General features: G+C 58.7%; 16 protein-coding genes. All 16 read right to left on the bottom strand.

Annotated features, from left to right (window positions below; genetic code table 11):
- Nucleotides 1-284: 284 nt before the first annotated feature.
- Entirely contained in the window at nucleotides 285-848 is a 564-nt protein-coding gene (locus tag ACFC25_RS04320) for an HNH endonuclease (protein ID WP_376044358.1), read from the bottom strand.
- Between the two features lie 841 nt (nucleotides 849-1,689).
- A complete protein-coding gene (locus tag ACFC25_RS04315) occupies nucleotides 1,690-1,866 on the bottom strand; it encodes a hypothetical protein (RefSeq protein WP_376044226.1) in 177 nt (58 codons plus the stop codon).
- A 58-nt stretch (nucleotides 1,867-1,924) separates the two neighbouring features.
- Complete coding sequence (locus tag ACFC25_RS04310) at nucleotides 1,925-2,725, bottom strand: ribonuclease H-like domain-containing protein (RefSeq protein ID WP_376044224.1); 801 nt, start codon at nucleotides 2,723-2,725, stop codon at nucleotides 1,925-1,927.
- A 218-nt stretch (nucleotides 2,726-2,943) separates the two neighbouring features.
- Nucleotides 2,944-3,096 carry a hypothetical protein gene (locus tag ACFC25_RS04305; RefSeq protein ID WP_376044223.1) on the bottom strand — a complete coding sequence of 51 codons (153 nt, stop codon included), beginning with the start codon at nucleotides 3,094-3,096 and terminating at the stop codon, nucleotides 2,944-2,946.
- A gap of 559 nt (nucleotides 3,097-3,655) precedes the next feature.
- Complete coding sequence (locus tag ACFC25_RS04300; RefSeq protein ID WP_376044221.1) at nucleotides 3,656-3,910, bottom strand: hypothetical protein; 255 nt, start codon at nucleotides 3,908-3,910, stop codon at nucleotides 3,656-3,658.
- 146 nt (nucleotides 3,911-4,056) lie between these two features.
- The gene (locus tag ACFC25_RS04295) at nucleotides 4,057-4,299 is read right to left on the bottom strand and encodes a hypothetical protein (RefSeq protein ID WP_376044219.1); all 243 of its coding nucleotides are present in this window, start codon (nucleotides 4,297-4,299) and stop codon (nucleotides 4,057-4,059) included.
- Entirely contained in the window at nucleotides 4,296-4,988 is a 693-nt protein-coding gene (locus ACFC25_RS04290) for a hypothetical protein (protein ID WP_376044217.1), read from the bottom strand. The genes ACFC25_RS04295 and ACFC25_RS04290 overlap by 4 nt, the downstream gene beginning before the upstream one ends.
- Before the next feature lie 230 nt (nucleotides 4,989-5,218).
- Nucleotides 5,219-5,491, bottom strand: coding sequence for a hypothetical protein (locus ACFC25_RS04285; RefSeq protein WP_376044215.1), 273 nt, complete (start codon nucleotides 5,489-5,491; stop codon nucleotides 5,219-5,221).
- A complete protein-coding gene (locus ACFC25_RS04280) occupies nucleotides 5,488-5,631 on the bottom strand; it encodes a hypothetical protein (RefSeq protein ID WP_376044213.1) in 144 nt (47 codons plus the stop codon). Before ACFC25_RS04280 ends, ACFC25_RS04285 begins: the two co-directional genes overlap by 4 nt.
- Nucleotides 5,632-5,921: 290 nt before the next feature.
- Entirely contained in the window at nucleotides 5,922-6,098 is a 177-nt protein-coding gene (locus ACFC25_RS04275; protein WP_376044211.1) for a hypothetical protein, read from the bottom strand.
- A 70-nt stretch (nucleotides 6,099-6,168) separates the two neighbouring features.
- Nucleotides 6,169-6,303 carry a hypothetical protein gene (locus ACFC25_RS04270; RefSeq protein ID WP_376044210.1) on the bottom strand — a complete coding sequence of 45 codons (135 nt, stop codon included), beginning with the start codon at nucleotides 6,301-6,303 and terminating at the stop codon, nucleotides 6,169-6,171.
- A 107-nt stretch (nucleotides 6,304-6,410) separates the two neighbouring features.
- Nucleotides 6,411-6,770: a hypothetical protein gene (locus ACFC25_RS04265; protein WP_376044209.1), complete on the bottom strand. Its 360-nt coding sequence runs from the start codon at nucleotides 6,768-6,770 to the stop codon at nucleotides 6,411-6,413.
- A 112-nt stretch (nucleotides 6,771-6,882) separates the two neighbouring features.
- Entirely contained in the window at nucleotides 6,883-7,305 is a 423-nt protein-coding gene (locus ACFC25_RS04260; protein ID WP_376044207.1) for a hypothetical protein, read from the bottom strand.
- The gene (locus tag ACFC25_RS04255) at nucleotides 7,302-8,255 is read right to left on the bottom strand and encodes a hypothetical protein (protein WP_376044205.1); all 954 of its coding nucleotides are present in this window, start codon (nucleotides 8,253-8,255) and stop codon (nucleotides 7,302-7,304) included. The genes ACFC25_RS04260 and ACFC25_RS04255 overlap by 4 nt, the downstream gene beginning before the upstream one ends.
- A complete protein-coding gene (locus tag ACFC25_RS04250) occupies nucleotides 8,255-8,593 on the bottom strand; it encodes a hypothetical protein (RefSeq protein WP_376044203.1) in 339 nt (112 codons plus the stop codon). The genes ACFC25_RS04255 and ACFC25_RS04250 overlap by 1 nt, the downstream gene beginning before the upstream one ends.
- Entirely contained in the window at nucleotides 8,590-8,922 is a 333-nt protein-coding gene (locus ACFC25_RS04245) for a hypothetical protein (protein ID WP_376044201.1), read from the bottom strand. The genes ACFC25_RS04250 and ACFC25_RS04245 overlap by 4 nt, the downstream gene beginning before the upstream one ends.
- Nucleotides 8,923-8,956 lie beyond the last annotated feature (34 nt).

Below are 8,956 nucleotides of genomic sequence, written 5' to 3'. Positions count from 1 at the left end.
CGCAGCCTCACGAGACGACATCTCATCCAACGGAAACTCAGGCACCCCAAACTCAGGCACCTCAAGCACAGTCCAAGTCGCCGAATCACCCGCACGCTCACGCCTCAAAGCCGCCGGATCCGCAACCCTGCCAGCATTCCCCCTCGCACCACCAGACGCCACAGGAAACACCACCAATCAGGGTTGCAAACGATTCTCAAAAAGGTTTTGATTCTGGAAAACTACCGAGCCACCTCACCGGCGGTTTTTCGTTTTAGGGTCGCTCAGTACCCCCGCCTGGCCCCTCATGCCGCGAGGAACAGGTCATGCTGCTCGTTGTCGCTGCGCACAGAGTTGCACCATCGATGGGCAGTGCGAAGGTTGCTCGACTCGTGTGTGCCACCTTTGGAGCGCGGCGTGACATGGTCGAGCGAAGGCGCCCAGTCGTCACGCTTCGGGTCTGCTAGATAGTCCACCGAGCCACCACATAGCCAGCACTTGTGATCGTCTCGCTGGTAGATACTGAGCCTGATGCTCTTGTGTATCCACCCACGGTGCAGCGTTGAGCCACGACTCACACGGGATTCGTCTCTGCATAGATCGCTACAGTGCACGCGCTGCTTACTTGAATGGTGGTATGGCTGCTCACACCATGCGCAGTTGCGGGCCTCGGCTAGCGTGACAGATGCCAGCGTCTTGCCCTCCCGTAGTGCGCGAAAGAGGTGGTGAGCGCGAGTGGAGCATCGAGTCGAGCAGTACTTCTGAGATCCGCTTACTGGCCTATACTCCGAATCGCAATGTTCACATGCTTTGGCTGGCAAGTCTTGGGTATTTCGTACGCGTGGCCACGCACTCGCTTTGCCATACATCTTCGCCCAGTGGTCTTCGGGCAGAGTGCAGTACGGGTTCTGTAGCCATTGCCTGCATTCATTGGAGCAGACAGGTCGTCGGGCCTTGCTGCCGCCCGAGTTCTTCATGACTTCGGTTCCGCACCATGCGCAGGCCACGGGCTTCTTTGCGTGGCGGTTGGGTGCGTGTTCTTGGTTGTAGTGCGAGGCGCATAGGCCGCGTGCGCGGTGTGCGCGTTCGCAGTTGTCTTTGGTGCAGGTCTTCATGGTTTCCCCCAAGGAATGCGTAAGGCCCGGCACTTGGGGTACCGGGCCTTACTGTCACGGGTAATTAGTCCGTGGTTCTTTTGTGTTCAGTTTTTGTGGGCGTTCTTGCCGCCGGCTGAGTTGTTGCAAAATACGTGACTTGGTCCGAGGTATTGCCCTCGGTCTAGGTCGTCGTGGTCGAGTGCCCATGGCGTGTTGGGTGCGATGGGTTCGTTGCATCGGGCGCAGCGTGTGCGTCCTTGTTGTACTTCTAGGTTGATGCGGGCCCTGGTTTTCTGATGTTGGGATCCGTATCCGCGGGCTGTTGAGCTTCCGCGTTCCTTCTCGTATGCTGCGTTGTGTGTGGTGCAGTACCTGCCATCCGCAACGTTGGGGCAGCCAGGCTTAGGGCAGATGCGCTTAGCTCTTGGCATGTCCAACCTCCACATAAAGTTTGGTGCCGGGCGTCATCTCGACGAGCCGGCTGTGTGCTTGACCCTGCACGGGAGATAGGTTCCCCTTTCGGTTGCGTGTCCTATCCATAACCATCCGGGCGTAGCGTTACCCATTAGGTCAGTCATTTGCGGCTGATGTTTGAAGATCAGTCGTTAGCGGTTTATTCGTCGTCGCCGGATTCTGTGGTGTATACGACTTCGGCGCCTGAGAGTAGGTCGTCTTGGCCTTCTTTGAATGCGCGGCTGTACGTTCGTAGCCCTGTGGTTGCGGCTTCTTCTCGGATGAGTTCGGCTTTGGCTTCGAGGATTTCGGCGATTGCGTTGAGGATCCGTCTCATGCCTGCTCCTGGTTAGGATTGTCGCTTGAACTCTGACTAGCGCACGCCTTATTCAGGGTTAGTGCGCTGTCCGTGTTTGGGTGGCGTCGATGAGTTTCTTGTTGCCGCGTACCCAGTGACCACAAGGGCACTGATACAACCTGTAGCGCTGCACGTTGGTGTACGCGGTACCGTCACGGAACTTGCTCAGGTCTTTGTTGCCGCAGACCGGGCAGCCCCATTCCTCGCCCGTGAACATGGACAGGTGTGGGTGGTTGGGGATCCATGCGCGGAGGCGGTCGTAGAGCTTCTCGGTGAGGACAACGTCTTGTTTGTTGTACTGCCGCATCTTGTCCCAGGCGGCGTCTTCGCCTCGCATGCAGCGCACCCATAGGTCGTGGCCTGCGTGTGATGTTTTCTTGCCTAGCCCGAGCTGCTGCGCGACGTGGTCCAGTTTGCCGGATGCAAACTTGAACTGTTTGCGGACGGTCTGGAGCAGGTCAACGTTCTTGTACGGTGCCGGCGGGTTCAAACCTGCGAGAATGAACTCACGGTTGAGGTGTTTCATGTCGAAGCCCGCGGAGTTGTACCCGACGATTAGGTCAGCTTCGGACACGAGCGCGTGAATCTTCTCGATCATGACCGCGTGGCCGTCGTGGTGGTCGCTGTAGAACAGCACTTCCTTTTCGCCGTACCATTTCGCGGCCACACTGATGACGGTGGCGACTTCCTGGAGTTGCGCTAGGGACACGTTCTGATTGAACAGTGACCAGACGTGGGCGAGGTTCGGGGCGTTCTCAATGTCGAGTGTGAGGATGCGAACCTGTTTGGCGGCGGCGGGTGCGATCTTCGGCGCGATCCGTTTTGCGAAGGCGCCCATCAGGCAGCAACCCGTGCACAGGTGCAATCAGACTTCTTGTGCCGGCGCACAGTGTGCTCACTCATCGGGAAACCGGCGGCTGTCATCTCACGGGCGACAGCAAGGTGCCCCTTGGACGAGAGCAGCGTGTCAAGCGCGGCCCGGTCTTCATGATCAAACTGGGCCTGAATACGGTGAAATATGCACTTGCTCATTTGGTCCCCTGCTCAATGGGTTGCTCAGTAGATGTTGTAGAACCGCTGCTGGCTGAAGTCGCGCCAGTCAGGTGCCGGATCCGGGACGTTGACCACGATTCGCTGCGGATGCATGATGAACCGCCGGATCATTGTCTGCTCTTTGAGTAGCTTCTTGCGGATGACAGCGTTTCTCATGATTCCCCTTGCTCAGGTGGGTTGAAGGTGTGACGGCGAATGGCACTCTGCCCGCTGTGGGCGCTCGTGGCGCGTGTTCTTCGGGGGTGTTCGCCGTCTCGTGGGCTGCCAGCACTTGAAGCTGGTGGACTCCCGGTTCTGAGTCCAGCCCTTGCCATTTCCTACGCGTCCGTAGGTCCATCTGGCCCATGGCTGGACCCTCCAACCCTTGACCCTTTCGGAGACAGAGGGGCGGAAGTTTGTGGTGCGTGTAGGCAGCTCGCAGTGATGAGCGGCACGGAGCTTGATGTGACGGAATCCCCGTTCGGGCGCGTCGCCACACTTCACCTACACGCACCGGTCTATGGCTGAAGCGACTTACTGGCGCCTCGGAGGATTGTGATTGCGTGGGTGATGGCGGATCTGGCCGGCACTGATGCGGTGTCTGACATGGATAGGTCGAGGCCGTCGGCGATCCGGGCTAACAGGGCCGCGTCGTTCAAGTACGCAACGGCGACGGGATGCCTGGGACGGTTTGCGGGGTTGTACACGGCTTCTCCTGTCTCGGCTCGTTTACGCATTAGTGGACATGTCCGTCGTCGCGGATGCCCTCGGTGAGTTGCCAGCGTTCGTCGATGATCATGCTGACGTACGGGGCGAGCGCTTCGGCGTACTGGTCTGCATGGTGCACGCAGAAGTACAGCTCGCCGGAGGATGGAAGGCCGGGCGACCAGCGCAGGAGTACGAGTACGTATGCCCTTGAGTTTGAGCAGCGGTCGCACCTGTGCGTTGCGTTCAGTGTCGCTACGGGGTGCTCTGTGGGTGCGATGCTCATTCCGGCCTCTTTCGGGCAAGACTAAGGCCCCGGACTGTTGAAGTCTCGGGGCCTTAGGTAAATTTCCACCTACTAAAACCATAGCAGGACAAATGGGTACTTTCAAGTATCTTTGGGTATTTTCGGGTAACTAATTACGCACGGATTTAGCGCGAGGCTCGCAGAAGGTCGAGCAGGTAGCGGAGGTCTTCGGGTGCGTTGGCGATGAAGTCGGCGTCAGCGGCGGACTGCTTTCCCATCAGCATCACCTGAGCCACATCTGATCCGGTGACCTCGGAGCCTATGCGGTGGACTGGGATGGAGCGGTAAGTGTCATCGGCATTTCCCCACGGCCCCGGCGTCGAAGCGTTGAGTCTTGCTTCGATCTGGGCGATTCGTTCGTTGTTCATGCTGTGCGTCCTTCGAGTGGGTATCGTGCGAGTCGTTGGTCTACGAGTTTGAGTACGTCTCCGAGCCGGTAGTGGGCGGCGATGATTTGCCCACTTTCCCCTAGCTCGTCGTTTGCCCGGTTGAGTTTGCCGCGGTTGGCCCATTTGCGGATTTGGTCGGCGGTTACGGTGTGGTTGTACTGGGGCGTGCTGAGTTTGCGTGAGAGGTCGGCGGGTGTGCCGATGTAGTAGTGTTTCGCGGTCGCTGCGTGCGCCCGCCACTTGAGGACCTCGTACCCGGCCCCGCAACCTGCGCAGTGGGCTTGAGTGTCATCCCGGTTGGCGTAGAGGTTGGTTTCGCAGTCGGGGCACGTACCGGCGAACACGCGGTCGTCTTCTTTCGCGTGCCGTTCATGACCATGGCGCAGATGCTTCCTCAACTCTGGTTCGAGGTGCGGCGCCCACTCCTGCCGGCGCACAAGTCCCAGGTTGCGGGTCAGGTGTCCGGCGAGTCCAGCACAGGTACGGTCGGTGATGCGTTCCCCGAGCTGTAGCGCCGCTTTCATGAGCGCCACATGCAGGCCCCGTTTCGCGTCGTACAGGGTTTCGTTGATCGGCAACGGCGCGTGCAACGGGCCCGAACTGTTGACGCGTTCCCCATACCTGGCTGTCAGGCTCGCCCGTGAGAGTCCCGCGTCCAACACCGTCACCACATCCGCAACCTCGGCTAGAGCTGTAGCGAGCAGATCACCACACAAGGTGCACAAGAAGAAGCCATCTGGTAGGGGTGCGTCACAAGTGCAATTCATTCGTCTCCCCGTTAGTGGTTTCGAGCAGTTGTTTCAATTTGCCGTAGTCGATTACCCCGCGCCCCCACATTTGCTCTAGTTCGTGTCTGGCGCGTTGGAGGGTTTCGTTGTGCTCACACATCGTCGTGGCCTCATTCGTCGTAGTGGGGGAGAGTGGCAAAGCGCTCCAGCAGCCATTCCTGCTCTAGACCCCGTTCGTAATGGTCGAATAGGACCATGTCGCCGGGATAGTTGTGTGTCCGCTTCTGCCGCACGTAGCTGATCAACCGTGAATTCTGGTACTCCGCGCACAGTTCCGCATCGCTAAACCTTTTGTCCACTGCTACGACGGCGTAGGGCTGGTATGCGCCGCCCACACGGTACGCATCCATGTCCGGGTGCTTCGGAAACAGTTCCAGGGTCATTCCCCGCCCCCGTTCGCAGCAGCAACAGCGGCGGGTTCGATGTCTTTGAACCGTCGTGATGCGGGTTCCCATGAATCGTGGATGTCCTTGCCGTGGGAGCGCATCGGTGGGAGTGGCGCGTTAGGGTCGAAGTCGCTCATGGTTTACCCTTCCCACGGATGGTGGCTAGTAGTTCGGGGTCCATGTTGCGGAGTTTCGCCGCAAGGATCGGGGTTGAGTCGGAGAGGACGAACGTCTCAGTCTGTTCGGGTTGCGCAGGCCGGGTCACGGGAGCCGCCAAACAATGTTTTCGCGGCAATCAGCACGCGCCAACTCGGGGAGAGCCAACCACTGAGCCTCAGTGAACCCCGAATGCGCCGCGATCAACCTGTCTTCCGGGGCGATAATCACTGGCTGGGCACGGTGTGCGGACCGGTTACGGCGAAAAAAGTTACGCATCATCCCTCAAACTCTCTTGGTAGTCGTCATATGCCGCATCGGCGCGGTCGTCCTCATCGTGCCGGTCGCACAGATCCCCGTAATCGGCGACCTCGTTCTCGCAATACTCCGCTGGGGTGTCCCTGGTCTGCCGGTACGTCAGCGCCGGGCAATAAATGGTTTCGCTCATGATTTCCTCGGCTTGATCGGCACGTACACTTTCACGTTGCCGCACCATTCGATGCGGTACTGTTGCCGGCTCACTTCGCAACCTCCGCAATTGCAGCGAGGTCCTTGAGAGCCTGGATCAGCTCCCGGAGGATCTGAAAGTTTTCTGCCGTCTCCGGAACGGATTCAGCCTGACGAAGCACAGACAACGGTGTAGGTGCGTACATGATTTCCCCCTAAAAATTGGTTCGGCCCGCTCAAGGCCAATACGACAATGTTACCCGAAAATACCCGATTAGGTAAGTATATTTAAGTACTTTGGTGCGCAAAAAAATTATGGGCGCGTACCCGTCAGGATCGCCAAGAAGTCCGCGAGGGTCAACGTAACCCACTGATCCGCAGCCTGCCCCTTCCCATGCCGCTTATGCACCACCAACCCAGCGAGTGCCTGGTCATTGACACGCTCCACCTCAGCCTCAGCCGCCCACACACCAAGGCTGATCTTCGCCGTGTTCTTCACCTCAATAGCCAGCCTCCGGTCATGCACATGCACCCCGCCAACGTCGCCAGTATCCTTCGCGCCCGTCTTCACGCGACGGTCAGCAAACGGAAAACCATGCGCCTTGAAATAGTCAGCAACCAGGCGCTCCATGCTCGAGCCGGCGGATTTGGCTGAGGCTCGGGTGCGGGTCACTTGCTTCCTTCCGGGTATGCGTTTGCTAAGGCTGCGTAATCCTGCGTGTGGGTACTTGGGTCACTAAGTACTTTTGGGTAACTGTGTGGGCAGCAGGAAGCCCGTTGAGCGGTCATGCAGCCATCCACCCGTCGTGGGTTTCTTCGGGGGCTCGGTGTTGGGATGCTTTGCCGCGTTCGGCGTTTCCTTGACGTCGGCCTTCCTCGAATAGCTGGTCCCAGAGTTCCGGGTTACGGGAACGCCAACTGAGCGGGTGCTTCACAGGCTGGGCCGGCGGTTCGATCTGGCCCGCACGCTGCCCCGCGTCACGGCTCGTCTTGATGTTCGCCGCCCGCTTCGAGATCGCACCAGGAGACGCAGCAATCGACTCGTTCGCCTTATAATGCTCGAGGACAGCCTGCTTAGCAACCGCCGGGTCAACACTCCTAAGCGAGTACGCCCACGTCTCAGCCGCCGCCTGATTCAACATCACCCTAGGGTCAACCTGATTAATCCACGTCAACATCGCGATCGTCTGCTTGTGATCCACGGTCATCCCTCAATCTCTAGAAACGGCTGATCCTGCTGCTGCTGTGCGTCGTACTCCTGAAGCAACGCCATCCCCTTCGCCAACCCGCGGGCACTGTGGTCCATGCGCTGGTTGCCGAGGTCTGGGGCTGGGAGTGGTTCGTCGTCCCAGGAGCCCGCGTTCAACCACGTGCTGAAATGCTTAGTGAACTGCGGCTTCCGGTTAGGGTCGTCGCGGTACCTGACGACCCCTTCCCTCAAGGCTTCTTTTTCTACTTCCTTCGAGGCCTTGACGTAGGCCTTGTACGCGGCTTTCTTGTCGCGCTTCAGGGGGTAGAGGTTCCAGAGTGTTTCGAAGTCGGGTGGGTAGCTGCTTCGCTGCGGGGAGTCGGGAGTATGGGAGTTGGGAGTAGGGAGAAGGGAGTAGGGAGCATGCGAAGGGTTCCCAACTGCTGCGGGGAAGGGTTTCGAAGGGGTTTCGGAAGGGTTCCGATTTGCTTTGTAAGGGGTTAGTTCGGACGGGTCGTTGGACCTTTTTGTGAGCAGGTCGCCGCAGCAGTCCCAGCCCTTCAAAAGTGGCTGCTCGGTATGGAGTCGCTTCAGTTCGTGGACGACGACAGAGCGGAGTGTGCGGGATCCGATGTCTGAGTAGGTCCGGTACATGGCCTTGGTGATGTTCGGGCTACTGAGGAGTCCGTCGTTGCGGATAAAGGACCGCACAAGGACTTCACCGGTCGTCTCATCAATGACCAGGTAGAGGTGCTCTGACAGTTCCTCCGCCGCTTCCTCAACCTCGGCAACAGTCCAGTCAGCGGCGAGCTGGGAGATCCTGCCCGCGTGCCATGTGGTGACGCCGCAAAAGTTAAGTGTCATCTGCGTGGTCATTACGAAGTAGAGGTGTTGTGCCTCGCGGGTTAGGTCTAGGAAGTCATCGTCTATCCAGATAGCCGTCTGGATGCGGGCGTGTTCACGCGCCACTAGAACCTCTCCACTGGTACGTTTTCGTAGTTCTCTAGCACGGGGTAATGGATGCCTGCGCGGGCGTCTTGGAAGGCTTCGCGTGACAGCCTCGGGTGAAGTTGAACGTTCTTAAGCCGCTCGCCAAACATGATCGACATGGCTTCCTCTTTTAGTGCCTGTTCTTTGGTGGCGTACCGGCTGACATCCACGGACTGAACCTGCCGGAACCAGTTCTTGCTGCGCCTATGCTCTGGGATGCGCCGGCCAGGGTTGTCGGTGTATCCGACGTAGATCACCCCGTATTCGTCGCATAGCCAGTAGACGAAGTGCCCGTCGTTGCTTCCGAACCACCTCATGCGGCGAGTTCCCAGGTGTTGAAGATTTGTGCGGTTAGGTCTTGGCGTCCGTATTTGTTGAGTCGCATGCGGAGTGTTCGTTCGCGGCCTATGTATCCGGTGGCTTTGAGGATGGCGTGTTCTCCTTCGCCGCAGGATAGGAGGAAGGTGATGTCTTCTACGAGGCTGGTGACGCCGTAGGTGATTACTGGTTTGACGCCTTTTTCGCGGCGGAGTTGGGTGTCGTAGTCGCGGCGTGCTTGGTTGCAGGGTTCGCATGCTTGTTCGCCGCGTGCTTTGTGGCGTTTGTAGGCTGCTTGGGTGCCGCATGGGTTTAGCGTTCGGGGCATGGGGTTTTCCTTTGCTGGGCTTGGGTTTGTTTGC

The sequence above is a fragment of the Pseudarthrobacter sp. NPDC055928 genome, from assembly GCF_042270935.1.
Taxonomy (GTDB): domain Bacteria; phylum Actinomycetota; class Actinomycetes; order Actinomycetales; family Micrococcaceae; genus Arthrobacter.
Note: the sequence above shows the minus strand (reverse complement) of the source record. Positions and strands in the feature narration are given on the sequence as shown.

Bases quoted from the DNA above. Each gene is read 5' to 3' on its own strand.
- ACFC25_RS04300 (WP_376044221.1), bottom strand. From the start codon at position 3,910: ATGAGCATCGCACCCACAGAGCACCCCGTAGCGACACTGAACGCAACG.
- ACFC25_RS04250 (WP_376044203.1), bottom strand. From the start codon at position 8,593: ATGAGGTGGTTCGGAAGCAACGACGGGCACTTCGTCTACTGGCTATGC.
- ACFC25_RS04280 (WP_376044213.1), bottom strand. From the start codon at position 5,631: ATGAGCGACTTCGACCCTAACGCGCCACTCCCACCGATGCGCTCCCAC.
- ACFC25_RS04270 (WP_376044210.1), bottom strand. From the start codon at position 6,303: ATGTACGCACCTACACCGTTGTCTGTGCTTCGTCAGGCTGAATCCGTT.
- ACFC25_RS04285 (WP_376044215.1), bottom strand. From the start codon at position 5,491: ATGACCCTGGAACTGTTTCCGAAGCACCCGGACATGGATGCGTACCGT.
- ACFC25_RS04310 (WP_376044224.1), bottom strand. From the start codon at position 2,725: ATGGGCGCCTTCGCAAAACGGATCGCGCCGAAGATCGCACCCGCCGCC.
- ACFC25_RS04305 (WP_376044223.1), bottom strand. From the start codon at position 3,096: ATGAGAAACGCTGTCATCCGCAAGAAGCTACTCAAAGAGCAGACAATG.
- ACFC25_RS04295 (WP_376044219.1), bottom strand. From the start codon at position 4,299: ATGAACAACGAACGAATCGCCCAGATCGAAGCAAGACTCAACGCTTCG.
- ACFC25_RS04245 (WP_376044201.1), bottom strand. From the start codon at position 8,922: ATGCCCCGAACGCTAAACCCATGCGGCACCCAAGCAGCCTACAAACGC.
- ACFC25_RS04315 (WP_376044226.1), bottom strand. From the start codon at position 1,866: ATGAGACGGATCCTCAACGCAATCGCCGAAATCCTCGAAGCCAAAGCC.
- ACFC25_RS04320 (WP_376044358.1), bottom strand. From the start codon at position 848: ATGTATGGCAAAGCGAGTGCGTGGCCACGCGTACGAAATACCCAAGAC.
- ACFC25_RS04275 (WP_376044211.1), bottom strand. From the start codon at position 6,098: ATGAGCGAAACCATTTATTGCCCGGCGCTGACGTACCGGCAGACCAGG.
- ACFC25_RS04260 (WP_376044207.1), bottom strand. From the start codon at position 7,305: ATGACCGTGGATCACAAGCAGACGATCGCGATGTTGACGTGGATTAAT.